General features: G+C 72.8%; 26 protein-coding genes. 5 read left to right on the top strand and 21 right to left on the bottom strand.

From position 1 onward, the window contains the following. Positions 1-2 precede the first annotated feature (2 nt). From recO to leuA, 3 genes are all read right to left on the bottom strand, one after another. Positions 3-749: a DNA repair protein RecO gene (recO, locus tag ACGFSC_RS20270; protein WP_359903000.1), complete on the bottom strand. Its 747-nt coding sequence runs from the start codon at positions 747-749 to the stop codon at positions 3-5. Positions 750-1,030: 281 nt separating this feature from the next. Next, positions 1,031-1,576, bottom strand: coding sequence for a TerB family tellurite resistance protein (locus ACGFSC_RS20265; protein WP_359903002.1), 546 nt, complete (start codon positions 1,574-1,576; stop codon positions 1,031-1,033). A gap of 359 nt (positions 1,577-1,935) precedes the next feature. Further along, the gene (gene leuA / locus ACGFSC_RS20260; protein WP_359903005.1) at positions 1,936-3,732 is read right to left on the bottom strand and encodes a 2-isopropylmalate synthase; all 1,797 of its coding nucleotides are present in this window, start codon (positions 3,730-3,732) and stop codon (positions 1,936-1,938) included. Positions 3,733-4,073: 341 nt separating this feature from the next. Between leuA and ACGFSC_RS20255 the strand changes: the two genes are divergently transcribed. Both ACGFSC_RS20255 and ACGFSC_RS20250 read left to right on the top strand, forming a co-directional pair. After that, positions 4,074-5,096, top strand: coding sequence for a M4 family metallopeptidase (locus ACGFSC_RS20255; RefSeq protein ID WP_359903008.1), 1,023 nt, complete (start codon positions 4,074-4,076; stop codon positions 5,094-5,096). A gap of 164 nt (positions 5,097-5,260) precedes the next feature. Next, the gene (locus ACGFSC_RS20250; protein ID WP_359903011.1) at positions 5,261-5,527 is read left to right on the top strand and encodes a protealysin inhibitor emfourin; all 267 of its coding nucleotides are present in this window, start codon (positions 5,261-5,263) and stop codon (positions 5,525-5,527) included. Positions 5,528-5,588: 61 nt separating this feature from the next. Here ACGFSC_RS20250 and ACGFSC_RS20245 read toward each other — a convergent pair whose 3' ends face one another. The 16 genes from ACGFSC_RS20245 to hrcA form a co-directional block, all read right to left on the bottom strand. Beyond that, positions 5,589-6,293, bottom strand: a complete 705-nt coding sequence (locus ACGFSC_RS20245) for an alpha/beta hydrolase (RefSeq protein ID WP_359903013.1) — start codon at positions 6,291-6,293, stop codon at positions 5,589-5,591. A gap of 124 nt (positions 6,294-6,417) precedes the next feature. Beyond that, positions 6,418-7,347 carry a GTPase Era gene (gene era / locus ACGFSC_RS20240; RefSeq protein WP_316521324.1) on the bottom strand — a complete coding sequence of 310 codons (930 nt, stop codon included), beginning with the start codon at positions 7,345-7,347 and terminating at the stop codon, positions 6,418-6,420. 70 nt (positions 7,348-7,417) lie between these two features. After that, a complete protein-coding gene (locus ACGFSC_RS20235) occupies positions 7,418-7,615 on the bottom strand; it encodes a hypothetical protein (protein ID WP_359903017.1) in 198 nt (65 codons plus the stop codon). A 138-nt stretch (positions 7,616-7,753) separates the two neighbouring features. Beyond that, complete coding sequence (locus ACGFSC_RS20230; protein ID WP_359903020.1) at positions 7,754-8,107, bottom strand: cytidine deaminase; 354 nt, start codon at positions 8,105-8,107, stop codon at positions 7,754-7,756. Positions 8,108-8,135: 28 nt separating this feature from the next. After that, positions 8,136-8,684 (bottom strand): DUF4383 domain-containing protein, encoded by a 549-nt coding sequence (locus tag ACGFSC_RS20225; protein WP_359903023.1) that lies wholly within the window; start codon positions 8,682-8,684, stop codon positions 8,136-8,138. A 26-nt stretch (positions 8,685-8,710) separates the two neighbouring features. Next, a complete protein-coding gene (locus tag ACGFSC_RS20220; RefSeq protein WP_359903026.1) occupies positions 8,711-8,947 on the bottom strand; it encodes a hypothetical protein in 237 nt (78 codons plus the stop codon). A gap of 33 nt (positions 8,948-8,980) precedes the next feature. After that, positions 8,981-10,306, bottom strand: coding sequence for a hemolysin family protein (locus ACGFSC_RS20215; protein WP_359903029.1), 1,326 nt, complete (start codon positions 10,304-10,306; stop codon positions 8,981-8,983). 19 nt (positions 10,307-10,325) lie between these two features. After that, positions 10,326-10,820, bottom strand: coding sequence for an rRNA maturation RNase YbeY (ybeY, locus tag ACGFSC_RS20210; protein WP_359903032.1), 495 nt, complete (start codon positions 10,818-10,820; stop codon positions 10,326-10,328). A 14-nt stretch (positions 10,821-10,834) separates the two neighbouring features. Then, positions 10,835-11,866, bottom strand: coding sequence for a PhoH family protein (locus ACGFSC_RS20205; RefSeq protein WP_359903100.1), 1,032 nt, complete (start codon positions 11,864-11,866; stop codon positions 10,835-10,837). Between the two features lie 295 nt (positions 11,867-12,161). Continuing rightward, positions 12,162-13,085, bottom strand: a complete 924-nt coding sequence (locus tag ACGFSC_RS20200) for a ribonuclease Z (RefSeq protein ID WP_359903035.1) — start codon at positions 13,083-13,085, stop codon at positions 12,162-12,164. 6 nt (positions 13,086-13,091) lie between these two features. Then, on the bottom strand, positions 13,092-13,445 hold the full coding sequence (locus ACGFSC_RS20195; protein WP_359903038.1) for a histidine triad nucleotide-binding protein: 354 nt from the start codon (positions 13,443-13,445) through the stop codon (positions 13,092-13,094). Between the two features lie 52 nt (positions 13,446-13,497). Continuing rightward, positions 13,498-14,232, bottom strand: a complete 735-nt coding sequence (locus tag ACGFSC_RS20190; protein WP_359903041.1) for an RDD family protein — start codon at positions 14,230-14,232, stop codon at positions 13,498-13,500. Between the two features lie 114 nt (positions 14,233-14,346). After that, a complete protein-coding gene (locus tag ACGFSC_RS20185; protein WP_359903044.1) occupies positions 14,347-17,610 on the bottom strand; it encodes a PDZ domain-containing protein in 3,264 nt (1,087 codons plus the stop codon). 131 nt (positions 17,611-17,741) lie between these two features. Then, a complete protein-coding gene (locus tag ACGFSC_RS20180; RefSeq protein ID WP_359903047.1) occupies positions 17,742-18,491 on the bottom strand; it encodes a 16S rRNA (uracil(1498)-N(3))-methyltransferase in 750 nt (249 codons plus the stop codon). A gap of 75 nt (positions 18,492-18,566) precedes the next feature. Beyond that, the gene (dnaJ, locus tag ACGFSC_RS20175; RefSeq protein ID WP_359903050.1) at positions 18,567-19,706 is read right to left on the bottom strand and encodes a molecular chaperone DnaJ; all 1,140 of its coding nucleotides are present in this window, start codon (positions 19,704-19,706) and stop codon (positions 18,567-18,569) included. 76 nt (positions 19,707-19,782) lie between these two features. Further along, positions 19,783-20,817 carry a heat-inducible transcriptional repressor HrcA gene (gene hrcA / locus ACGFSC_RS20170; protein ID WP_359903053.1) on the bottom strand — a complete coding sequence of 345 codons (1,035 nt, stop codon included), beginning with the start codon at positions 20,815-20,817 and terminating at the stop codon, positions 19,783-19,785. Between the two features lie 289 nt (positions 20,818-21,106). Between hrcA and htpX the strand changes: the two genes are divergently transcribed. The 3 genes from htpX to ACGFSC_RS20155 are packed head-to-tail and all read left to right on the top strand — an operon-like array spanning position 21,107 to position 23,509. Continuing rightward, the gene (gene htpX / locus ACGFSC_RS20165) at positions 21,107-22,027 is read left to right on the top strand and encodes a zinc metalloprotease HtpX (protein ID WP_359903055.1); all 921 of its coding nucleotides are present in this window, start codon (positions 21,107-21,109) and stop codon (positions 22,025-22,027) included. Positions 22,028-22,059: 32 nt separating this feature from the next. Beyond that, positions 22,060-22,644: a hypothetical protein gene (locus ACGFSC_RS20160; RefSeq protein WP_359903058.1), complete on the top strand. Its 585-nt coding sequence runs from the start codon at positions 22,060-22,062 to the stop codon at positions 22,642-22,644. 31 nt (positions 22,645-22,675) lie between these two features. Next, a complete protein-coding gene (locus ACGFSC_RS20155) occupies positions 22,676-23,509 on the top strand; it encodes a DUF3097 domain-containing protein (RefSeq protein WP_359903061.1) in 834 nt (277 codons plus the stop codon). Here the strand turns inward: ACGFSC_RS20155 and ACGFSC_RS20150 are convergent. Continuing rightward, complete coding sequence (locus ACGFSC_RS20150; RefSeq protein WP_359903064.1) at positions 23,500-24,057, bottom strand: Uma2 family endonuclease; 558 nt, start codon at positions 24,055-24,057, stop codon at positions 23,500-23,502. The genes ACGFSC_RS20155 and ACGFSC_RS20150 overlap by 10 nt on opposite strands. A 40-nt stretch (positions 24,058-24,097) precedes the next feature. Next, on the bottom strand, positions 24,098-25,327 hold the full coding sequence (gene hemW / locus ACGFSC_RS20145) for a radical SAM family heme chaperone HemW (RefSeq protein WP_359903067.1): 1,230 nt from the start codon (positions 25,325-25,327) through the stop codon (positions 24,098-24,100). Positions 25,328-25,352 lie beyond the last annotated feature (25 nt).

Genomic DNA, 25,352 nt, shown 5'->3' with positions numbered 1-25,352 from the left:
GCTCACTTCTCCACGTATCTCATCGAGCGGATGCCCCGCTCCAGGTGCCACTGCAGATAGGCCGCGACCAGGCCGCTGCCCTCCCGCCAGTACCGCGGCTCGCAGGCGTCGGCCGTCTGCCAGTCCCCTGACAGCAGCGCCCCGAGCAGTACCAGTGTCTCAGGGGAGGGTACGGCACATCCGGGCACTCGGCAGTCCCCGCAGAGCACCCCGCCCGCGGGGAGGGAGAAGAAACGGTTCGGCCCTTCCAGGCCGCATTTGGCGCAGTCGGTGAAGCTCGCGCCGTACCCGTTCACCGCGAGCGAGCGCAGCAGGAAGGCGTCCAGTACCAGGTGCGACTCGTGCAGCCCGGCCGCCAGCGTGCGCAGCCCGCCGACCAGCAGCAGGTACTGCTGGACGGCCGGCTCGCCCTCGTTCTCGGCGAACCGCTCGGCGGTCTCCAGCATCGCGGTGCCGGCCGTGTAGCGGCCGTAGTCGGCGACGATCGGGCCGCCGTACGGCGCGATGGTCTCCACCTGGGTGCAGAGCGGCAATCCGCGGCCGATCAGCTCACTCCCCCGGCTGAAGAACTGCACGTCCACGTGCGAGAACGGCTCCAGGCGGGCACCGAACTTGGACTTGGTCTTCCGCACCCCGCGCGCCACCGCCCGCACCTTGCCGTACTTGCGGGTCAGCAGGGTGATGATCCGATCGGCCTCGCCGAGCTTCTGCGCCCGCAGCACGACGCCGTCGTCCCGGAAAAGACTCATGGGGACCATTCTCCCCCACCGCCCCCCGGCGCCGGACAGCCGTGTTGCCCGCACCGGCGGCCGTGGGGGAGGCCATGCGGTGCGGGTCACGGCGGGCCCGGGGTGGGGAGTCCAAGGCCCGTTGTGGGGGATTCGGAGATGGTCTGCGGGTTCCGGAGGTCCGGACGGCGCTCGGCGGGCGGTGGTGGTGGCCGGTGATCGCGAGCAGTGATCGTGAGCGGTGATCGTGAGCGGTGAGAGGTGGTCGGCGAGCAGCGCCTCGGGCGGGCCTGCGGGCGGCGCTACTTGTACGGGGTCCTGGTCGCCGCCTCCAGCAGCGCCCCGACCCGGGACTTCGGCAGGTCCAGGCAGCCCCCGACCGCGGCGAGCGCGTCGCGCTCCTGCGGCAGGTAGCGCCCGTCCGCCAGGGCGATCGCCGCGCCCTGCAGCAGCAGCCGCTCGCGGCCGTGGTGGGCCAGGTGCGGGGTGAGCGGTTCGAGCACCGCGTGCAGTTCGACGGCCAGTCCGCCGGACATCCCCCGGGCGTCGTGGAGTTCGCCGCCGAGCCCGGAGAGCGCGGCGAGCGCGGCCAGCACCTGGGCCTCGCCGCAGTCCTCGAACCCGGCCTCGCGGACCGCCGCGCAGGCCGCGTCGCGGGCCGCCCGGTGGGCGGTGCCGCCGGCCGCGAGCAGGGCCAGCGCGATGGTGTACTGGGCGTCCCGCAGCATCGCGCCGAGGCGCACGCTGGTGGGCTGCTCCAGGCTCTCGACGCCGTACCGGCCGTGGCAGCTGGTGCACTGCACACTGCCGATCACCGGACCGAGCGGGACCACCGGGGTCCCCAGCAACCGCAGCCACCGCCGGCCGTGCTGCCGGCGGTAGTTGCGGTCCCCGCCACAACCCGGGCAGAAGAAGTCACCGAGAACGTCAGTCCGCCACCGCGGGCGAACACCCCACAACCTGGTCACGGCGCCACTCCCCAGACATGGCAGGCGGCCTGCTCGACAATGGGCAGGTCACGCGACCGGACACCGAGGCCGTCCCACCGACCCGGCTTTCCGGTGGATCGATGTTGCCACGGTTACCGGCACGTGTCAGTACCTCGAACGGCTTCCGATTCGAAAAAATGTGGCGCAGGACACAACCCCGGGCCGGCACGGCGAAGGGCCGCCCCGCGGGACGGCCCTTCGCACACCACCCGTTCGAATTAGCCGCGCTGCGAGCGGTTGACGGCGCTGATCATGGCCTTCAGCGAGGCCAGCACGGTGTTGCCGTCGATGCCCACGCCCCACAGCACCTTGCCGTCCACCGCGCACTCCACGTACGCGGCGGCCTGGGCGTCGCCGCCCTCGCTCAGCGCGTGCTCGGCGTAGTCCAGGACGCGCACGTCCACGCCGATCCGGGCCAGCGCGTCGGCGAAGGCCGAGACCGGGCCGTTGCCGGTACCGGTCAGGGTGGTCGGGACGCCGTCCACCAGGGCCTCGGCGGTCAGCGCGTCCCGGCCGTCCTCGGTGGTCAGGGTGCGCGAACCGCTCAGCGAGATCCGGCCCCACGGGTTGTCGGTGGTCGGCAGGTACTCGTCCTCGAAGACCCGCCAGATCTCGGCCGGGCTGACCTCGCCGCCCTCGGCGTCGGTCTTGGCCTGGATGATCCGGGAGAACTCGATCTGCATCCGGCGCGGCAGGTCCAGCTTGTGGTCGTTCTTCAGCACGTACGCCACGCCGCCCTTGCCGGACTGGCTGTTGACCCGGATGACCGCCTCGTAGGTGCGGCCGACGTCCTTCGGGTCGATCGGCAGGTACGGCACGCCCCAGGTGTGCTCGTGCACCGGTACGCCCGCGGCCCTGGCGTCCGCCTCCAGGACGTCGAAGCCCTTCTTGATGGCGTCCTGGTGCGAGCCGGAGAAGGAGGTGTACACCAGGTCGCCGGCGTACGGGTGGCGCGGGTGCACCTCCATCTGGTTGCAGTACTCGGCGGTGCGGCGCACCTCGTCGATGTCGGAGAAGTCGATCTGCGGGTCGATGCCCTGCGAGAACAGGTTCATCCCCAGCGTCACCAGGTCGACGTTGCCGGTCCGCTCGCCCTGGCCGAACAGGCAGCCCTCGATGCGGTCGGCGCCCGCCATGTAGGACAGCTCGGCGGAGGCGACGGCGGTGCCGCGGTCGTTGTGCGGGTGCACCGACAGGCAGACGAACTCGCGGCGGGACAGGTGGCGCGACATCCACTCGAACTGGTCGGCCTGGACGTTCGGGGTGGCCCGCTCGACGGTGGCGGGCAGGTTCAGGATGATCTCGCGGCCCTCGCCCGGCTGCCAGACGTCCATGACCGCCTCGCAGACCTCCAGCGCGAAGTCCAGCTCGGTGTCGACGAAGATCTCCGGCGAGTACTGGTAGCCGAAGACGGTGTCGTCGCCCAGCAGCTTCTCCGCGTACTCCATCACCAGCCGGGTGCCCTCGGTGGCGATCGCCCTGGTGGCCGCCCTGTCGTTGCGGAACACCACCCGGCGGAACAGCGGCGCGGTCGCGTTGTACAGGTGGACGGTCGCCCGCGGGGCGCCGACCAGCGACTCCACGGTCTTCTCGATCAGCTCCTCGCGGGCCTGCGTCAGCACCGAGATGGTGACGTCCTCGGGGATCGCCCCCTCCTCGATCAGCGAGCGCACGAAGGCGTGGTCAGTGGCCCCGGAGGAGGGGAAGCCGACCTCGATCTCCTTGTAGCCCATCTTCACCAGCAGGTCGAACATCATGCGCTTGCGGGCCGGCGACATCGGGTCGATCAGCGCCTGGTTGCCGTCCCGCAGATCGGTGGAGAGCCAGCGCGGCGCCTTGGTGATCACCTTCTCCGGCCAGCTGCGGTCCGCCAGGTCGACGGTGCCGAACGGCAGGTAGCGCCCGTGACGCATGCCCGAGGGCCGCTGGCGCACCGAGGCGGCGGTGATCGGGGTGGGGCGGTCGACGAAGGGACGGCCGGCGGGAACGGACGCGGCGGAGTTCTGCTCGGTCATGGAGGTGACTCGGCTTCCTGTGATGCGTGGTGCGGGCGGGTCGGGAGGGGTCAACACCTGGTCGACACCGACTGGCCGGCCTCGGCTGCCGCTCGCGATACACCATTGGATCGCCGATCGCGCGCACAGCTCGTTCCCCGCGGCGAGGGTGCCGGCCCGGTGGACTACAGGCCCTCGACGCGGCAGCTAAGAAGAAGCAGCCCGTTGCGCATGATGGCCCCAGCGTAACCCAGCGCCGCGCGCCCCCGAAGTGATCCGGGCTTCCGTTCCACCCCTTGAGACGTCGGCCGGTCATGCCGAAGGTGGTGACAACCGGTCATCGAGGCCTCACCCTGGGCCACATGACTGCAGCAGTACCGATCTGCACGATCGTCCCGCCGTACGTCCTGGACCGCCTCGCCGAGGCCGGTCACGAGCCCGCCGTCCACTCCCTGGCCCTCGACGCGGAGCACCGCGCGGCCCGACTCTCCCCGCCCCCGCCCGTCGCCGCCACCCCGGGCCTCAACCGGGTGATCTACGACGCCGGACACGGCCAGCGGCTGCCCGGGCGCAGCGTCCGCACCGAGGGCCGCGGCGCGTCCTCCGACAGCTCCGTCAACCACGCCTACGACGGCCTCGGCGCCACCTTCGCGCTCTACGCCGACGTCTTCGGCCGGCACTCGATCGACGACCGGAACCTGCGGCTGGACGCCAGCGTCCACTACGGCCGCAACTACGACAACGCCTTCTGGAACGGCCACCAGATGGTGTTCGGCGACGGCGACAACGTGGTGTTCGGCGACTTCACCGCCTGCATCGACGTCATCGGCCACGAACTCACCCACGGCGTCACCCAGTTCACCGCCGGGCTGGACTACCAGGACCAGCCCGGCGCGCTCAACGAGTCGGTCTCCGACGTCTTCGGCTCGCTGGTCAAGCAGTACTCGCTGCACCAGAGCGCCGCCGACGCCGACTGGCTGATCGGCGCCGGGCTGCTCGCCCCGGGCGTGCAGGGCGTGGCGCTGCGCTCGATGAAGGCGCCCGGCACCGCCTACGACGACCCGCAGCTGGGCAAGGACCCGCAGCCCGCGCACATGCGGGACTACGTGAACACCTCCCAGGACAACGGCGGGGTGCACATCAACTCCGGCATCCCCAACCACGCGTTCTACCTGCTGGCCACCGCGCTCGGCGGCTCGGCCTGGGAGCGCGCGGGGCGGATCTGGTACGACGCGCTGACCGGGCGCACGCTGCCCGCCGACGCCGACTTCACCGCCTTCGCCCGGGCCACCGTGGCCGCCGCCAAGGCCCGCTACCCCGACGACCGGTCGGTCGTGGACACCGTCACGGCCTCCTGGGCGCAGGTCGGGGTCAGCCCGGGGTGACCCTCCGGGGGCGCGGCCCGCGGGGCTCGCCCGGAGCCCCAGGAGCCCGTCCGGAGCCACCGGAGCGTGACTGAAGGGTGGTTGAGACCGGGTTGAGGCGGGCTTAAGGTCACGGTCCGGGAAAAGCCCGGCAAACCCCCTCCCTGCGTAGCACCATGGACACCATGCGTATCCAGGTGACCCGGACCGGCGGTTTCGCGGGGCTCGTCCGCCAGGCGGAGATCGACACCGCCGACCGCACGGACGCCCCGCACGTGCACGCGCTCGCCCGCGAGGCCGTCGCGGGCGGGCTGCGCGCGCCCTCGTACGGGGTGCCGGACGGCTTCCACTACGAGATCACCGTCGACGGCCGGTCGGTGTACTGCGCCGACCCGAAGCTCACCGACTCCCAGCGCGAGCTGATCTCCCTGGTGCTGCGCGAGGGCGCGTAGCACCGGGGTCGCGCGGCAGGGCCCGCCCGCAGAGCGCGGAGGACCCGGCCGCCCGGGAGGGTCAGAGCCAGCCGTCGAGCGCGGCCAGGAAGCCGGCCGGGTCGTCCCGGTGGACGGTGTGGCCCGTGCCGGGCACGGTGCGCACCTCGAAGCCCCGGGCGCTCAGCGCCCGGGCGCTGGACGCGTCCACCAGCAGGCTGCGGTCGGCCAGCACCGCCAGCGAGGGCACCGCCGGCCGGGTCGGCAGGTCCGAGCGCTGGTCGGCCAGGGCCCACGCCGAGTCCTCGTCCCAGGCCGCCGCGGCGGCGAGTTCGGCGTCCACGTCGTCCGGCTCCCAGCTCGGGCTGAGCGCGACGATCTGCTCCCGGGTGAGGTGCCTCAGCTCCGCCATCACCCGCGGGTCCATCCCGGTCTGGGCGAACCGCCAGGCCGGATCGACGTACACCGCGCGGGCCGGCTCCAGCCGTTCGACCGCGCCCGCCAGCGCGATGCCGCCCAGCGAGTGGCCGATCGCGAGCTCGACGCCGGTCGGCAGGTTCTCCACCAGGTCGTCGGAGTACGCCTCCAGGGGGTAGCGCTCCAGCGGGCTCCCGCCGGTGCCGCGCGGGCTGCGCCCGTGCCCGCGCAGGTCCACCGCGAGAACCCGGTAGCCCCGCTCGGCCAGCGCCGGACCGATCAGCCGCCAGGTGCGGTGGTCGGACATGATGCCGTGCACCAGCACGGCCAGCCGGTCCCCACGGCCCCACTCCCGGATGTGCAACTTCATCGCGCTGTGCCCCTTCTGACGTCGCGTACGGCCGGACCACGACGAGGGCCCGCCCGGACGCACAACGTCCGAACGGGCCCCGGGCCTCCCGGTGGCTCGAACCCGCCGGTCCGGAGCCCCGGACTCAGAAGCCGAGCTTGCGCAGCTGCTTGGGGTCGCGCTGCCAGTCCTTGGCGACCTTGACGTGCAGGTCCAGGTAGACCGGCGTGCCGAGCAGCGCCTCGATGTGCTTGCGGGCGGTGGTGCCGACGTGCTTGAGCCGCGAGCCCTTCGCGCCGATCACGATCGCCTTCTGGCTCTGCCGCTCGATGTAGACGTTGGCGTGGATGTCCAGCAGCGGGCGGTCCGCCGGGCGGCCCTCGCGCGGCAGCATCTCCTCGACCACCACGGCCAGCGAGTGCGGCAGTTCGTCGCGCACGCCCTCCAGCGCGGCCTCGCGGATCAGCTCGGCGACCATGATCTGCTCGGGCTCGTCGGTGAGGTCGCCCTCCGGGTAGAGCTGGTCGCCCTCCGGCAGCAGCTTGGTGAGAAGGTCGGCGACCAGTTCCACCTGCTTGTCGCCCACGGCGGAGACCGGGATGATCTCGGCCCACTCGAAGCCCAGCTCGATGCCGAGCTGGTGGATGGCGATCAGCTGCTCGGCCAGGCGCTTGGAGTCGACCAGGTCGGTCTTGGTGACGATGGCGACCTTCGGGGTCTTCTTGATCCCGGCGATCTCCTTGGCGATGAACTTGTCGCCGGGGCCGATCTTCTGGTCGGCGGGCAGGCAGAAGCCGATCACGTCGACCTCGGCCCAGGTGGTGCGGACCAGGTCGTTGAGGCGTTCGCCGAGCAGGGTGCGCGGCTTGTGCAGGCCGGGGGTGTCGACCAGGACGAGCTGGGCGTCCGGGCGGTGCACGATGCCGCGCACGGTGTGCCGGGTGGTCTGCGGGCGGTCGGAGGTGATCGCGACCTTCGTCCCCACCAGGGCGTTGGTCAGGGTCGACTTGCCCGCGTTGGGCCGGCCGACGAAGCACGCGAACCCGGAGCGGTACGAGGAGGAAGGGGCATTCATGGGCTCCATTCTCCCTGATCACCGGAGCCCCGCCGTCCGGGCCCACCCCCGGGGGTCTTCGGGGGCGCGTTCAGCCCTTCTTCCCGCTCTTCCCGCCCTTGCCGTCGGTGGGGATCAGCGAGACCACCACCAGCACCAGCAGGAAGCCGAGCGAGCCGAAGAGCCAGAGCTCCGACTTGGTCTCCTGCCACTTGCCCAGCCCCATCACGAACAGCAGCAGCCCGGCGAAGAACGCCACCGCCCCCATGCCCCAGCCCCCCCAGCGCATCCACTCCCCCGGTGAGATTATCTGCCGGGCGTGGGCCGGGACCATGCCCCTCGGCACGGCCGCCGAAGGCCCGGGGCACGGGCCCCGGCGGCCCCGCCCAGGCCTCCCACCGGGCCTCCCGGCGGGCCCCGCCGGGCCTCAGCGAGCCTCGGCGGACACCCGCAGCGCCCCGTCCGGCCCGGCCAGCAGCACCGGCGTCCCGGCCCCGCCCAGGTCCCGCACGGCCGCCAGGTCCGCCTCGGCCGGCTGCTCCGCCTCGCTCACCACGGCCGCCGCCTCCAGCGACCTGGCGCCGCTGGCCACCGCCATCGCCACCGCCGCCTGGAGGGCGCTCAGCCGCAGCGACTCCAGCGCGACCGTCCCGGCCACGTAGGTGCGTCCGGTCTCGTCACGCACCGCGGCCCCCTCGGCGACGCCGTTGCGGGCGCGGGCCGAGCGGGCCAGGGTGATGATCTTCTTGTCTTCGGGGTCGAGCTCGACGATGTCACTCATGCCGCCGAGCATAGGCACCCGGCGCCGCTCAGTGGCCGACCGGGTGGGTCGGCCCCGGGTTCGGGTGCAGGACCTTGACGAAGGTCTTCGGCCCGGACGGCATCGGCTCCTCACGCCCGATGCGCTCGCGCCAGAACGGGTTGTCGTGCGGCAGGTGGCTGCTCACCCGGCCGTACATCCCGAAGGTCGTCAGGACGATCCCGAAGATGAACGCGAACAGCACGTTCGACATCCGGAAGTTGAGGATGTTCGCCTCCGGCCGCTCCAGCACCGTCAGGCCGTAGAAACCGGACAGGACGAACAGCACGCCCACCGCCATGTTGAGGTTGGACGCGAAGTTCCCCCCGATCACCGCCCCCACCAGCAGGACCGCGCCTGCCACGATGGACAGGATGCTCAGCGCCCCGTTGGTCGACAGCCCGGCGACCTGGTCGCCGTGGGTGGACAGGAAACCGGGGTGGTCGGCCAGCCCCAGGCTCCCGAACACGATCAGGAAGATCCCCCCGGCCCCCGCCCCGATCCGCCACACCATGGCGAGACGGCGGTCGACGGGCTTCAGCGTGTCTTGCAGCTTCATGGCGACCTCCAGAGCTCGGCCATGGTCTAGCTGTAGGGATGGAGCTTCTCCATGTGCGGGGTCTCGTGCATGTAGAGCGAGCCGCACTGCTGGCAGCAGCGAAGCCCGGTGCCCCACTCCTCCTCGGGCCGCGTCTCGGCGTCGTCGGGCATGTCCCGGCCGCAGAGCGCCACCGACAGGTCCTCGTCCCGCACCACGTGCCAGGACTTGACTCCGCCGGCCGCCCCCTGCGGGCCGTACTCCGCGCGAAGTTTGTGCGTCATGCCCTCCATGGTCGCTCGGCGACCGCCCGCCCGCTACTCGCCCGCCGGAGCCCCGGCGTCCTCGGTGCGGCGGACGGGGGCGGCGACCATGGAGCCGATCCGGTTGCGGCGGCCGGCCGAGGACTCGGCGGTCAGCAGGATGCCGGTCAGGCCGCCCCCGACCGGCTCGGGCAGCGGGATCTCGCAGGAGGAGCCGGGGATCGGCACCCGGCCCAGGTGCTTGGCCAGCAGGCCGCCGACGGTCTCGACGTCCTCGTCCTCCAGCTCGATGCCGAACAGCTCGCCCAGGTCCTCCACCAGCAGCCGGGCGGTGATCCGGTACGAGCCGTCGCCGAGGTCCTCCACCGGGGCGATCTCCCGGTCGTACTCGTCGGTGATCTCGCCGACGATCTCCTCCAGGATGTCCTCGATGGTGACCAGCCCGGCCGTGCCGCCGTACTCGTCGATCACGATCGCCACGTGCGAGCGGCGCTGCTGCATCTCGCGCAGCAGGTCGCCGGCCGGCTTGGAGTCGGGGACGAAGACGGCCGGGCGCATCACCGCGCCGACCTCCTCGGACTCCGCGTCCCGGTTGATGTGGGTGCGCCGCACCAGGTCCTTGAGGTAGACGATGCCGACCACGTCGTCCTCGTTGTCGCCGACCACCGGGATGCGCGAGAAGCCGGAGCGCAGCGCCAGGGTGAGCGCCTGCCGGACGGTCTTGTGCCGCTCGATCATCACCAGGTCGGTGCGCGGCACCATCACCTCGCGCACGATGGTGTCGCCCAGCTCGAAGACCGAGTGCACCATCCGGCGCTCCTCGTCCTCGATCAGGTCGTCCTTCCCGGCGAGGTCCACCAGGGCCCGCAGCTCCGCCTCCGAGGCGAACGGACCCTCCCGGTAGCCCTTGCCCGGGGTCAGCGCGTTGCCGAGCAGGATCAGCAGCCGCGGGATCGGGCCCAGCACCGCGGCCAGCGGCAGCAGCACGAAGGAGGCCGCGGTCGCGGTGGTGATCGGGTGCTGGCGCCCGATCGTGCGCGGCGAGACCCCCACCGCGACGAAGGACACCAGCACCATCACGCCGAACGCCAGCAGCACGGCCTGCCAGGTCGGGCTGACGTTGCGCACGCACACCACGGTGACCAGGACGGCCGCCGCCATCTCGCTGGCCACCCGGATCAGGGTGGCCAGGTTGAGGTAGCGGATCGGGTCGGAGGCGACGGTCAGCAGCCGCGCGGAGCCGCGCCGGCCGCTGCGCACCGCCTCCTCCGCCCGGAACCGGGAGACCCGGGAGATGCCCGCCTCGGCGCACGCGGCCAGCCAGCCGAGCACGACGAGCAGCACGGCACCGAGGATGAAGCTCGTACTCTCACCACTCACAGGGGTTCGGGCTCCGCGCTCAGTGGGTGGTGGGGGCCGGGGAGATGCCGCCGAGGCCGCGGCCCGCCCGCCAGTCGTCCAGGATGCGCTTCTGGAGGGCGAACATCTCCTCCTCCTCCTCCGGCTCCTCGTGGTCGTAGCCGAGGACGTGCAGCACCCCGTGCACGGTGAGCAGTTGCAGCTCCTCGTCCATCGAGTGCTTGGAGGGGGCGGCCTGGCCCTGCTGCTCGGCGACCTCGGGGCAGAGCACGATGTCGCCGAGCAGGCCCTGCGGCAGCTCCTCGCCCTCCTTGCCGGGACGCAGCTCGTCCATCGGGAAGGACATCACGTCGGTGGGCCCGGGCAGGTCCATCCACTGGATGTGCAGCTCCTCCATCGCCGCACTGTCCACCAGGATCACGGACAGTTCTGACTGCGGGTGGATCCGCATCTTGTCCAGGGCGAAGCGGGCGACGTCGAGGATGGACTCCTCGTCGGCTTCCCAACCGGACTCGTTGGCGATGTCGATCGACATGACGGGCTGTGTGCTCAGCTTTCGGTGCGATGGGACTGTCGGGGAGCGCGGGGCGCGGTGGCCTTGCCGGGGCGCCGCTGGGCGGGCTTGCGGGGAGCCGGGGAGCCGTCCTCGGCCTCCTGCCGGGCGTCCCAGCGCTCGTAGGCGTCCACGATCCGGCCGACCAGCTTGTGGCGGACCACGTCGGTGCTGGTGAGGACGGAGAAGTGGATGTCGGGCACGTCGGCCAGGATCTCCTGGACGACCTTGAGTCCGCTGCGGGTGCCGCCCGGGAGGTCGATCTGGCTGGTGTCGCCGGTGACCACCACCCGGGAGTTGAACCCGAGGCGGGTGAGGAACATCTTCATCTGCTCGGGCGAGGTGTTCTGGGCCTCGTCGAGGATGATGAAGGCGTCGTTGAGGGTGCGGCCGCGCATGTACGCGAGCGGGGCGACCTCGATGGTGCCGGCCGCCATCAGGCGCGGGATGGAGTCCGGGTCCATCATGTCGTGCAGCGCGTCGTACAGCGGGCGCAGGTACGGGTCGATCTTCTCGTAGAGGGTGCCGGGCAGGAAGCCCAGCCGCTCCCCCGCCTCGACCGCCGGGCGGGTCAGGATGATCCGGTTGACCTCCTTGGCCTGGAGGGCCTGGACGGCCTTGGCCATCGCCAGGTAGGTCTTGCCGGTGCCGGCCGGGCCGAGGCCGAAGACGATCGTGTGCTTGTCGATCGCGTCGACGTAGCGCTGCTGGTTGAGGGTCTTCGGGCGGATCGTGCGGCCCCGGTTGGACAGGATGTTCGCGGTGAACACCTGGGAGGGCGCCGGGCTGTCCGGGTCCTGTTCCTGGCTGCGGAGCATGGCGATGGAGCGCTCCACGGAGTCCTCCGTCAGGGGCTGGCCGGTGCGCAGCACCAGCATCATCTCGTTGAAGAGCCGCTGCACGAGGGCGACGTCGGCCCGGGCTCCGGTGGCGGTCACCTCGTTGCCGCGGACGTGGATGTCGGCGGCGGGGAAGCCCTGCTCGATCACGCGCAGCAGCGAGTCCGCGGTGCCGAGCAGGGTGACCATCGGGTGCTTCTCGGGGATGACGATCCGGGCGCTGACGCGGCCGTCGTCGGCCGGTTCGGTGCGCGACTGTCCGTTGGTACGGGTCTGCGATGTGTCACTCATAGGTCGGCGCTGGGGCCTGCCTCATCCCATCCGTGGTCTCGGGTGCCGCTCGGTGTCTCCGGGGCACCAGGGTACGCCGCGAGCGTGATCGCCGTGGCGGGCGGCGGGGCCGCACCCGACGATGCTGCGGCAGATCGGAGGCCGATGCGAGCGTATTTTTCCCGTCGGCCGCGGCTCGGCGTTCCCGGGCCGGTCACGACGGGCGGCGGGCCGGGACGGGCACCCGGTCGAGGTCGGCGGCCAGCACCAGTTCCCCGTCGAAGTGCTTGCGGGCGTCGGCCAGGTGCTGGCCGAGGTCCGGGTAGCGCTGCGAGAAGTGGGTCAGCACCAGGGTGCGCACCCCGGCCTCGGCGGCGACCTTGGCGGCCTGCCCGGCGGTGAGGTGGCCGTGCTCCTCCGCGAGGCGGGCGTCGGCGTCGGTGAAGGTCGCCTCGACGACCAGCAGGTCGGCGCCCTCGGCGAGGGTGTGCACGCCCTCGCACAGCCGGGTGTCCATCACGAAGGCGAACTTCTGGCCCGGCCGCGGCTCGCTGACCTCGCCCAGCGTGACGGTGCGGCCGTCCACCTCGATCGCGCCCTCGTGCTGGAGCCGGCCGACCGCCGGGCCGCGCACGCCGAGCGCGGCGAGTCGCTGCGGCACCAGCCGGCGGCCGTCCGGCTCGGACAGCCGGTAGCCGAAGGACTCCACCGGGTGGTCCAGCCGGACGGCGTCCAGCGCGAAGCGGGCGCCGGGCGCGGGCAGCGGACCGGGCTCGTCGATCGGCCGGGGCCGCAGCACGGCCGTCTCGTGGTAGGCGGTGGAGTGCCGCAGCCGCTCGAAGTAGACCTCGCCGGAGGCCGGGAAGTAGACGTCGACGGGGTGCGGGACCCGGTCGAGGTTGATCCGCTGGATCACCCCGGCGAGGCCCAGGCAGTGGTCCCCGTGGAAGTGGGTGACGGCGATCCGGGTGATCTGGGTGGCCGTGACCCCGGCGTGCAGCATCTGGCGCTGGGTGCCCTCACCGGGGTCGAACAGCAGGCCCTCGCCGTCCCAACGCAGCAGGTAGCCGTTGTGGTTGCGGTGCCGGGTGGGCACCTGGCTGGCGGTGCCGAGGACGACGAGTTCGCGCTGGGACACCTGCGGTCAGACCATGCTCTCGGTCATCTTCGCCCCGCCGAGCACGTGGACGTGCGCGTGGAAGACGGTCTGTCCGGCGCCCGCACCGGTGTTGAAGATCAGCCGGTAGTCCTCGATGCCCTCGTCCCTGGCCACCGCGCCCGCCTCGGCGAGCAGTTCGCCGGCGATCTCCGGCTCGGCGGCGGCCAGCGCGGCCGCGTTCGGGTAGTGCGCGTGCGGGACCACCAGCACGTGCACGGGCGCCTTGGGGGCGATGTCGCGGAAGGCGAGGGTGCGCTCGGTCTTGCGCACCACGGTCGCCGGGATCTCGCCCGCCACGATCTTGCAGAACAGGCAGTCGGGCTGCGGCTCGCCGGCCATGGTTCCCTCCTCGGGATCGGTACGTCGGGTGGTGGGGCCGTACGGGCGCAGCCTAGCCGAGCGGGGCGACGGCCTGCTGGTACTCCTGGAGGTGCTTCCAGCGCACCGAGCGCATGCCGACGACGTCGCCCTCGTCCGTGTCGAAGTCCTCGGTGAGGAAGGAGACCGCGAGGATGACGAAACCGATCAGCCAGCGCCTGGTGAGCCGCCAGGTGTTGGGCCGCATCACGCCCTTGCGGCGCACCACCCGCATCGCCATGACCCCCTTGCCGACGCTGAAGCCGGTCAGCCGGGCGAGCACCACCTGGTTGAGGAAGGACGCGGCCAGGCCGACGGCCAGCAGCGCCACGAAGTACGGCACCACCGGTCCGCTCTGCACGGCGTGGCCGGCCGCGTGCCCGGTCCTCGGGCGGCTCGCGGCGTTGGCGGCGACGAAGCCGAGGCCGATCGCGAACAGCCAGTCCAGCACGATCGCCAGGAACCGCCGGCCGCCGCCCGCCTCCTTGGGGCAGGGCGGCAGCGCCCGCCGCGGCTGCTCGCTCCGCGGGTACGGGTCCGGGTACGGCTGCGGGTACGCCTGCGGGGCTTGTCCCTGCGGCGGGTACGGCTGCTGGTACGGCTGTGCCGGCGGGTACGGCTGCGGCGCGGCGTACCCCTGCGGCGGGTACGGCTGCGGCGGGTAAGGCTGTGCCGGCGGCTGCTGGTAGGGCTGCACCGGCGGATGGGGCTGCGGCTGCTGTGCGTAAGGATTCTGGCCGTACTGCGGCGGCGGGTAGCCCTGCGCCATGTGGTTCCCCCGTGAGCTGTGGATCAAGAAACAGCCCCGCATCCTACCCACGCCCCCGCGCCCCGGAGCGGGAAGCCGGCCGGTACGGCCTCCCGCTCCGAGGACGGCGCCCCGCTACCGCCAGGGCAGCGGCGGCGCCGTACGGGCCGGGGTCTCGGCGAGCCGCTCCAGGGCGAGCCGGACGCCCTCGGCCAGCTGGGGGTCCTCGCCGGCCGCCCAGTGGTGCGGGGCGAACGGCACCTCGACGTCCGGGTCGACGCCGTGGTTCTCCAGGCCCCAGCCGTAGTTCTCCAGCCAGAGCGCGTACTTGGGCTGGGTGACCAGGGTGCCGTCGACCAGCCGGTAGCGGCTGTCGATGCCGATCACCCCGCCCCAGGTGCGGGTGCCGACCACCGGGCCGATGCCGAGCGCCTGGACGGCGGCGTTGACCACGTCGCCGTCCGAGCCGGTGAACTCGTCGGCGAGCGCGACCACCGGACCGCGCGGGGCGTCCGCCGGGTAGGGCACCGGGTGGTCGGTGTCCCGGATGACGTCCCAGCCGATGATCCGGCGGGCCAGCTTCTCGATCACCAGCTGCGAGGTGTGGCCGCCCCGGTTGCCCCGGACGTCGACGACCAGGCCCTCCCTGGCCATCTCGCTGCTCAGGTCGCGGTGCAGCTGGGCCCAGCCGGCCGTCTGCATGTCGGGCAGGTGCAGGTAGCCCAGCCGCCCGCCGGACAGCTCGCGCACCGCGGCCCGCCGCCCGGCCACCCAGTCGTGGTAGCGCAGCGCCTCCTCGTCGGCGAGCGGGACGACCACCGGGTGGCGCCGGTCGGTGCCGTCCTTCCCGGCCACGGTCAGCTCGACCGGCTGGCCCGCCGTGCCGGCCAGCAGCGGGGCCGGGCCGGTGACCGGGTCCACCGGGCGGCCGTTGACGGCCAGCACCGCGTCGCCCGGGCGGACCGCCGCGCCGGGCGCGGCCAGCGGCGAGCGGGCCCTGGGGTCGGAGGACTCCCCGGGCAGGATCCGGGCGATCCGCCACCGCTCGCCGTCCCGGACCAGGTCGGCGCCGAGCAGGCCCTGGCGCCGGGCGGGCTCGGTGTACCGGCCGTAGGGCATCACGTAGGCGTGCGAGGTGCCCAGTTCGCCGTGCACCTCCCAGAGCAGGTCGACCAGTTCGTCGTGCGAGCCGACCCGCTCGACCAGCGGCCGGTAGCGCTCCAGCACCCCGTCCCAGTCGACGCCGGAGAGGTCGGGGCGCCAGAAGTTGTCCCGCATCAGCCGGCCGTTCTCGGCGTACATCTGCCGCCACTCGGCGGCCGGGTCGACGGTCACCCGCAGCCGGGCGAGGTCGACGGTGGTCTCCTCGTCGTCGCCGCCCTTGTGGTCGGCCGGGACGACCCGCAGCTCGCCCTCGTCCAGCACGGCCGCCCGGGTGCCGTCCGCGCTGACCGAGAAGCCGTCCAGGCCGTGCACCAGCTGCTCGACCCGGCGCTTCCTCAGGTCGAAGCGCTCCAGCACCGGGCGGGGCCGGTCGTCGTCCAAGGAGGCGGCCTCGTCGCCGAGTTCGCCCATCAGCGGGGCCCTGGTCCAGAGCACGCCGTCCTTCGCGGCGGCCAGGTCCTCGAAGCGGCCGCCCTCGACCGGGAAGGGGACGATCCGGTCGGCGATGCCGTCCAGGTCCACCCTGGTCACCGGCGCGGCGTCGGCCGCCGCCTCCTCGCCGTCCGCCTTCCGGGCCTTCGGCTCGTCCTCCTCCCCGCCGAGCGGGCGCCCGGCCCGCTGCGGCCCGAACGGGGAGGGCGTGTCGGCGGCCAGCGTGACCAGGTAGGGGCGGCAGCCGTTCGGGAAGGACAGGTCGAAGACGTGCGCGTCGTAGACCGGGTCGAAGTTGCGCACCGACAGGAAGGCCAGGTAGCGCCCGTCCGCGGTGAAGGAGGGCGAGGTGTCCACGAAGCGCGGCTGGGTGACCTCGCCGACCGTCCGGGTGGCCAGGTTGGCCAGCACGATCTGGCGCAGCGAGTGGGGGCCCATCCCGCGCACCGGGCGCGACCAGGCCAGCCAGGCCGAGTCCGGGCTGAAGGCCGGCCCGCCGGCCTCTCCGTCGGCGCTGCGGTCCAGCTCGTGCACGGCACCGTCGGCCAGCGAGACCAGCAGCACCCGGCCGTCGTGCACGCCGAGCGCGGCCTGCTTGCCGTCCGGGGAGACCACCAGCGAGTTGACCCGGCCGAGCTGCCCGGCGGCCAGCCGGCGGCGCTCGGCGCCGTGCAGGTCGGGGGCGAACTCCAGGGCGTCCTCGCCCTCGGCGTCGGACACCCACAGCACGCCCTGGGCGCCGTCCTCGCCCGGCACCACCCGGACCAGCCGCCCGCGCACGCCCGGGGTCTCGTCCAGCACCCGGGCCGGGCCCTCGCGGTGGGTCAGCCAGTGCACGCTGCCGCGCACCACCACGGCGCTGCCCCGGCCGGTGCGGTCGGGGGCGACGGAGTCCAGCCAGTGCGCGGCGGGCACCGGGCGGGGGCGGCGCCCGGCCCGCGGACCGGCGAGGCGGACGTCCAGCCGGCGCGGCTCGACACCGTCCAGGTCGTCCAGCAGCCAGAGGTCGCCGGCCCGGTGGAGGACCACCCGGGTGCCGTCGGTGGTGGCGCCGCGGGCGTAGAAGCCGTCCGGGTCGGCGGTGTGGCGGCGCAGGTCGGTGCCGTCCGGGCCGCTGGACCACAGCTCGCCGACGCCCTCGTGGTCGGACAGGAAGGCGATCCGGCCGTCCCGCCCGCCCGGCCCGGCCACCCACAGCGGGGAGTCCAGCTGCCCGTCCAGCTCCGCGTGGACGCGGACGAACTCGTCCCGGCCCAGCCACAGCTTGCCGGCCCGCCCGCCCCGGTACCGCTTCCACCAGGCCGGGTCGCGACCGTTGACGCTGCTCAGCAGCACCCGGTCCCCGCCCGGCTCGAAGGCGAGCCCGCCGACCGGCCCGTACGGCAGCCGCTGCGGCTCGCCGCCGTCCAGCGGCACGGCGTGCGCCCAGGTGCGGCGGAAACTGGCCTCGCCCGCGGCGGTGGCGGCGATCGGGCGGCCGTCGGCGGTCCAGCCGAGCACCCGGGTCTGGTGGCTGCCCCAGTGGGTGAGCCGGCGCGACGGGCCGCCGTCCACCGGCACCACGTGCACCTCGGGCGCGCCGTCCCGGGTGGAGGTGAAGGCGAGGTGCCGCCCGTCCGGGGAGAACCTCGGGTGGTGGACCGGCAGGTGGTCCGCCGTCAGCCGCCAGGCCCGGCCGCCGTCCAGCGGGGCGAGCCAGAGGTCGTCCTCGGCGACGAAGGCGACCAGGTCGCCGTGCAGGTGGGGATGGCGCAGGTAGGCGCCCGCCGAGCTGTTCGAGGAGGTGCTCAGGGAGTCCGTCACCCGGCCAGCCTAAGCAGGTGCGCGTACGATCCGCGCCGTTTTTCCCAGACTTCCGGCGCCGCCCGCAGAGGGCTGTTACGCCCTCCCGGGAACCGCCCCGCGGGCCGCCCCGACCGCCTGCACGGCAGCCGTCACGACCAGCGGCCGGTGCGCCCGAGCAGCAGCGCGCCGGCGGCCACCCCGGCGGTCGAGGTGCGCAGCACCGAGGAGCCCAGCCGGTACGGCTTGGCGCCCGCCTCGGCGAAGGCGGCCAGCTCCTCCGGGGAGACCCCGCCCTCGGGGCCAACCACCAGCACGATGTCCCCGCCCTCCGGCAGTCCGGCGTGCGCCAGCGGCTCGGCGCCCTCCTCGTGCAGCACGGCGGCGAACGCGGCCCGCGCCAGCACCGGCGCCAGCTGCCGGGTGGTCATCGGCTCGCGGACCTCGGGGAAGCGCAGCCGGCGGGACTGCTTGCCCGCCTCCCGGGCGGTGGCCCGCCACTTGGCGAGCGCCTTGGCGCCGCGCTCGCCCTTCCACTGGGTGATGCAGCGCGAGGCGGACCACGGGATCACCACGTCCACGCCGACCTCGGTCATCGTCTCCACGGCCAGCTCGCCGCGGTCGCCCTTGGGCAGCGCCTGGACGACCACGATCCGCGGCGCGGGCTCCGGCTCCCGGCGCACGGCGGCGACCGTCACGTCGATCGCGTCCTTGCCGAGCACCTCGGCGACCGTGCCGTCCACCCCGAGTCCCAGCCCGTCGGCCAGGGTGACCGCCTCGCCCGGCTCCAGCCGCTTCACCGCGGCCGCGTGCCGCCCCTCCGGGCCGTCCAGGCGCACCACGGCCCCGGGCACGGCGGCGGCGATCCGCTCGGTCTCGACGACGAAGACGGGCGCGGTCATGACGGGGGAACCTCCAGGAGTGGGACGGGAACACGGAAGGGGTGCCGGGATCCCCCGGCACCCCTCCGCGGACGACTACCGGCCGTTGAAGGCGTCCTTCAGGCGGGAGAACAGGCCCTGCTGGCCCGGCGCGAACTGGCCGGACGGCTGCTCCTCGCCGCGCAGCACCGCGAGGCGGCGCAGCAGCTCCTCCTGCTCGGCGTCGAGCTTGGTGGGCGTCTTCACCTCGACGTGCACTATCAGGTCGCCCCGGCCGCCGCCGCGCAGGTGGGTGATGCCCCGGCCGTGCAGCGGGATCGACTGGCCGGACTGGGTGCCGGGCCGGATGTCGACCTCCTCCAGGCCGTCCAGGGTCTGCAGCGGCACCCGGGTGCCGAGCGAGGCCGCCGTCATCGGGATGGTGACGGTGCAGTGCAGGTCGTCCCCGCGCCGCTGGAAGATGGTGTGGGTGGTCTCGGCGATCTCGACGTACAGGTCGCCGGCCGGGCCGCCGCCGGGGCCGACCTCGCCCTCGCCGGCCAGCTGGATCCGGGTGCCGTTGTCGACGCCGGCCGGGATCTTGACGGTCAGGGTGCGGCGGGCGCGCACGCGGCCGTCGCCGGCGCACTCCGGGCACGGGGTCGGCACGACGGTGCCGAAGCCCTGGCACTGCGGGCAGGGGCGGGAGGTCATGACCTGGCCCAGGAAGGACCGGGTGACCTGGGAGACCTCGCCCTTGCCCCGGCACATGTCACAGGTCTGCGCCGAGGTGCCGGGGGCCGCGCCCTCGCCGCTGCAGGTGGTGCAGGTGACGGCGGTGTCGACCTGGAGTTCCTTGGTGGTGCCGAACGCGGCCTCCTCCAGGGTGATCTCCAGCCGGATCATGGCGTCCTGGCCGCGGCGGGTGCGCGAGCGCGGGCCGCGCTGGCCGGCCGCGGCGCCGAAGAAGGCGTCCATGATGTCGGAGAAGCCGAAGCCCGCCGCGCCGGCGCCGAAGCCGCCGGCACCGCCGCCGCCCGGGGACAGCGGGTCCCCGCCGAGGTCGTAGACCTGACGCTTCTGCGGGTCGGAGAGCACCTCGTAGGCGGCGTTGATCTCCTTGAACCGCTCCTGCGTCTTCGGGTCCGGGTTGACGTCCGGGTGCAGTTCGCGTGCCAGGCGCCGGAACGCCTTCTTGATCTCGTCCTGCCCCGCATCCCGTCGGACGCCGAGTACCGCGTAGTAGTCCGTGGCCACCAAATGCTCCGCTTGTTCCGCCTGTAGTAGTGCTGCGACTGGACGCCACCGTTAAAAATTCTAACGGTGGCCCTTGCTAGGACTCGGCCAGGATCTGGCCCACGTACCGTGCCACCGCTCGCACCGCCCCCATTGTGCCGGGGTAGTCCATCCGGGTCGGACCGATCACACCCAGTTTCGCCACGCTCTCGTCGCCCGAACCGTAGCCGACCGAAACGATCGAGGTGGAATTCAGCCCTTCATAGGCGTTCTCCCGCCCGATCCGGACCGTCATCGCGGCGTCCGCGGTCTCACCCAGGAGGCGGAGCAGGATGACCTGCTCCTCCAGGGCCTCCAGCACCGGCTGGATGGTGAGCGGGAAGTCGTGCCCGAAGCGGGTCAGGTTGGCCGTGCCGGCCAGCATGATCCGCTCCTCGTTCTGCTCGGCGAGCGTCTCGAACAGGGTCGCCAGGACCGTGCTGACCGTCGGCCGGTCGGCCTGCTCGAACAGCGCCGGCAGTTCCTCCAGCAGCCCCGGGACCTCCGGGAGGCGCCGGCCGGCGGCTCTCGCGTTGATCCGGGCCCGCAGGTCCGCCAGCACCGTCTCGCCGACCGAGCCCGGGCAGTCGACCATCCGCTGCTCGACCCGGCCGGTGTTGGTGATCAGTACCAGCATCACCTTGGCCGGGGCCAGCGCCACCAGCTCGATGTGCCGGACGGTGGAGCGCGTCAGCGAGGGGTACTGCACCACCGCGACCTGCCGGGTCAGCTGGGCGAGCAGCCGCACGGTGCGGGCGACCACGTCGTCCAGGTCGACCGCGCCGTCCAGGAAGTGCCGGATGGCCCGGCGCTCGGGGGCGCTCATCGGCTTGATCTCGGCGAGCTTGTCGACGAAGAGGCGGTACCCCTTGTCGGTCGGGATGCGGCCGGCGCTGGTGTGTGGCTGGTGGATGTAGCCCTCCTCCTCCAGCGCCGCCATGTCGTTGCGGACGGTCGCCGGCGAGACCCCGAGGTTGTGCCGTTCCACCAGGGCCTTGGAGCCGACCGGCTCCTCGGTGCCCACGTAGTCCTGCACGATCGCGCGGAGTACGGCGAGCTTGCGTTCGTCCAGCTGGCGGACCTCACCGGCCATGGGGCACGCACCTCCGTCTTCGCACGTTGTCCGACTGTGTCCCTCACTGCTGCGGGCCGCTCCGGGAGGCCCCCGGTCTTGGCACTCTGAACGTACGAGTGCCAGAACCGTACCTGCCAGTGTAAGGCCCGGGTCCTACGGCAGGAACGGCCCGAGGGGCGTGATCCTCCCCGCAGTTCCGGACACGGCCCGCGGGGCCCCGGCGGTTCGATCCTCCCGGCACCGGGGTGGTGCCGGGAGGCCGTCCGGGTGGCAGCATCGAAAGCGACGGCGAACGGAGGAGCAAGCGATGTCGAGCTCGGGCCAGCACACCCGTTTCGCGCCCGACCGCGGCCTGACCGGCCGCATGGTCGCGACGATGTTCGTGATCGGGTTGCTGTACGTCGGTTTCACCGGCCTGCTGATCGCGCTGCTGCGCGGCGCCTGGCCACTGATCGTCCTGATCTCCGGCGGGCTGTTCGTGGCCCAGTTCTGGTTCAGCGACAAGATCACCGAACGGGCGATGGGCGCCCGCCAGGTGTCCCCGGAACAGTTCCCCCAACTCCACGGCACCGTCGACCGGCTCTGCGCCCTGGCCGACATGCCCAAACCGCGGGTGGCGGTCGCCGACAACGACATGCCGAACGCCTTCGCCACCGGCCGCAACCCGCAGAACGCGGTGATCTGCGTGACCACCGGGCTGCTGCGCCGGCTGGAACCGGAGGAGCTGGAGGGAGTCCTCGCGCACGAGCTGTCGCACGTCGCCCACCGGGACGTCGCGGTGATGACGATCGCCGGGTTCCTCGGCGTCCTCGCCGGGGCGATGACCCGGATCGCCGTGTACGGCGGGTTCATGGGCGGCGGGCGCAACAACAACGACCAGAACGCCGCCATCCTGGCGCTGATCATCCCGCTGGTGTCGATCGTCGTCTACGCGATCAGCTTCCTGCTCACCCGGCTGCTCTCCCGCTACCGCGAACTGGCCGCCGACCGGGCCGCCGCCCAGCTCACCGGCCGGCCCAGCGCCCTGGCCTCGGCGCTCACCAAGGTGACCGGGCAGATCGCGGCCATCCCCAGCAAGGACCTGCGCCAGGCGCAGCCGTACAACGCCTTCTACTTCGCCCCCGCGCTGAGCGCCCGGGAGGCCGCCTCGCAGCTGTTCTCCACCCACCCCAGCCTGGAGAAGCGGCTGGAGCAGCTGGCGAGGATCTCCGAGCAGCTCGGCCACTGAACCCGCCGAGCCCCTGACGCGAAAGGACCGCCGTGGGAATCCTGGACACCCTGTTCGGCCGCACCAAGCCCGTCAAGCCCGACCTCGACCAGCTGTTCGGCGTGCCGTCCGCCGCGCTCACCCTGGAGGCCGGGGCCGGGTTCACCCCCACCGGGCTCGGCTCGGTCTGCTTCGCGGCCGTCGAGGGCGCGGCCTTCGTCCAGGTCGAGCAGCAGGTCCGGGCCCTGCTGGACGCCGACACCGAGCGCGGCGGCGTCCCGGTGGAGGCCTCCAAGGACGACTACGGCTACTCCTGGCTGCTCGCCCGGCACCGGCCCGACGAACTGCCGGAGCTGGTCAACGACCTGCACGCGGTCAACAGCGAGCTGGAGGCGAACGGCTTCGGGCCGCAGCTGCTCTGCTCGCTGGTCGCCTTCCGCGATCCGCAGGGGCGGTCGCTGGCCCTGGTCTACCTCTACAAGCGCGGGACGTTCTATCCCTTCGCCCCGATGCCCGGCGGCGGGGAGAAGCGCAACAGCCCGCTGGAGCTGCAGGTCAACGCGATGCTGGGGAACGACCTGCGGCTGGAGAAGGACCTGAGCCGCTGGTTCCCGGTCTGGGGCGCGCCGGGCCTCTGACACACCGTCCGCCGTCCCTATGATCACCCGTATGCGCAGCCGCCAGTACGGACCCGACCTGACCCCGCCGTGGAAGAAACAGCGGCCCGCCCCGGAGGTGCCCGCCGAGCGGGACCTGGTGGTCGAGGAGGCGGCGACCGGCTTCTGCGGGGCGGTGGTGCGCTGCGAGAAGACCGCCGAGGGGTTCACCGTCACCCTGGAGGACCGGTTCGGCAAGCACCGGGTGTTCCCGCTGGTGCCGCGCGGCTTCCTGCTGGAGGGCCGTGCCGTCACCCTGGTCCGCCCGGCCGGCCCGGCTCCCGCCCGGACGCCGGGCCGCACCGCCTCCGGCTCCGTCGCCGTCCCGAACGCCCGCGCCCGGGTCGCCCGCGAGTCCCGGATCTACGTCGAGGGCCGGCACGACGCCGAGCTGGTCGAGCGGGTCTGGGGCGACGACCTGCGGATCGAGGGCGTCGTCGTCGAGTACCTGCGCGGCATCGACGACCTGCCCGCGATCGTCGCCGACTTCGCGCCCGGCCCCGGCCGCCGCCTCGGCGTCCTGGTCGACCACCTGCTGCCGGGGACGAAGGAGCACCGCATCGCCGCCCGGGTCACCGGCGACTCGGTGCTGGTCGTCGGCCACCCCTACATCGACATCTGGCAGGCCGTGAAGCCCTCCAGCGTGGGCATCCCCGGCTGGCCCGCCGTCCCGCGGGGCGAGGACTGGAAGGAGGGCACCTGCCGCCGCCTCGGCTGGCCGGTGGACACCCCGGCGGCCTGGAAGCACATCCTGTCGAAGGTGGACAGCTACAAGGACCTGGAACCCGAACTGCTGGGCCGGGTGGAGGAACTGATCGACTTTACGGCCCTGCCGGGTCAGGAGTAGGTCCGGAACTCCGAGGTGTCCAGCGTGATGTCGAGCAGATCCAGCGGAATCGACTCGCCGAACTTCGCGGTCCGCTCGACCGCGTAGTCCGGCAGCCCGGAGGCCGCCGCTCGACTCGGCTCGGTGAGCAGCACACAGACACCCTTGATCGGGTCGACAATCAGATATGCGGGAATCTGGCCCTCTGCATAGAGCTCCCGTTTGGTCCGGTAGTCGCGAAGCACGCTGGTCTTCGAAACCACCTCGACCGCCAGGGTGACCGCAAGCGCGGGCAACAGCCGACCGCTCTCCTCCGCAGCCCCCCGCTCAAACACGACCAGGTCCGGCTGCGGCTCACTGGCCTCGCGGGGAAAGGCCACATCCTGCGTGGTCAGTGCATTCCACCGGGTGTACGGCGTCTGGTGCTGGATGGCCCGGATGATGAGGTTGTGGACCATGTCCGGCCCGGCCATCATCACGATTTCCCCCCTGATGAGCTCGGCTTTGAAGCCTTCGGGGACCTCCAGATTCTCGAAGATCCCCGTCACCCGGTCATCAATGGCGGTCATTGCGCGCTCCCTACGACGGCTGACACCACGTTAACGACACTCAGTCCACCAAGTCACGAACAACCGCGTCCGCCAGGAGGCGGCCCTGGAGGGTCAGTGCGGCGCGACCCTGCTCGTAGGGCCCGGCGGCGAGGAGGCCGTCGGCGAGGTGCCGGTCCGCCGCCTTGCGGCCGGTGTCGGTGAGCAGGTCCAGGGGGATGCCGTCGACCAGGCGCAGCTCCAGGAGGATCCGCTCGACGCGGCGGTCCTCCTCGGCCAGCACCTCGCGGGCCAGCGCCGGGGTGCGCTGCTCGGCGAGGGCCTGCGCGTAGGCGGCGGGGTGCTTGGCGTTCCACCAGCGGACGCCGCCGACGTGGCTGTGGGCGCCGGGGCCCGCGCCCCACCAGTCGGCGCCGGTCCAGTACAGCTCGTTGTGGCGGCAGCGGCCCTCGGGGGCGGTGGCCCAGTTGGAGACTTCGTACCAGGAGTAGCCGGCGGCGGCGAGCGCCTCCTCGGCGATCAGGTAGCGGTCGGCGTGCACGTCGTCGTCGATCATCGGCAGTTCGCCGCGCTTGACCCGGGCGGCGAGCCGGGTGCCCTCCTCGACGATCAGCGAGTACGCGGAGACGTGGTCGGGCCCGGCGCCGATGGCGGCGTCCAGGGAGGCCCGCCAGTCGTCGTCGGACTCGCCGGGGGTGCCGTAGATGAGGTCGAGGTTGACGTGCTCGAAGCCGGCCGCGCGGGCCTCGGCCACGCAGGCCTCGGGGCGGCCCGGGGTGTGGTGGCGGTCGAGCAGCTTCAGGACGTGCGGGCGGGCGCTCTGCATGCCGAAGGAGAGCCGGTTGTAGCCGCCCTCGCGCAGTTCGGCCAGGTACGCCGGGTCGACCGACTCCGGGTTGGCCTCGGTGGTGACCTCGGCGTCCTCGGCGAGCCCGAACTCCTCGCGGATCGCGGCGAGCATCTTCACCAGGTCGCGGGCGGGCAGCAGGGTCGGGGTGCCGCCGCCGAGGAAGACGGTCCGCACCGGGAGGTCCGTGTCCCCCAGCACCTTCCGGGCGAGGCGGATCTCGGCGACCACGTTGTCCGCGTACGTGTCCTGCGAGGCGACCGCCCCGGAGGAGCGCAGCTCGGTGGCGGTGTAGGTGTTGAAGTCGCAGTAGCCGCAGCGGCTGGCGCAGTACGGCACGTGCAGGTAGAAGCCGAACGGCCGGTCGCCCAGCCCGTCGAGGGCGTGCGCGGGCAGGGAACCGTCGGACGGCACCGGATCGCCGTCGGGGAGTGCGGAGGGCATGAGCCCATTGTCCCGTACGGCGCAC

This window comes from Kitasatospora sp. NPDC048715 (assembly GCF_043198905.1).
GTDB lineage: Bacteria > Actinomycetota > Actinomycetes > Streptomycetales > Streptomycetaceae > Kitasatospora > Kitasatospora lactacystinica.
The sequence above is the reverse complement of the archived record's forward strand: the minus strand, read 5'-3'. Positions and strand labels throughout refer to the sequence as shown.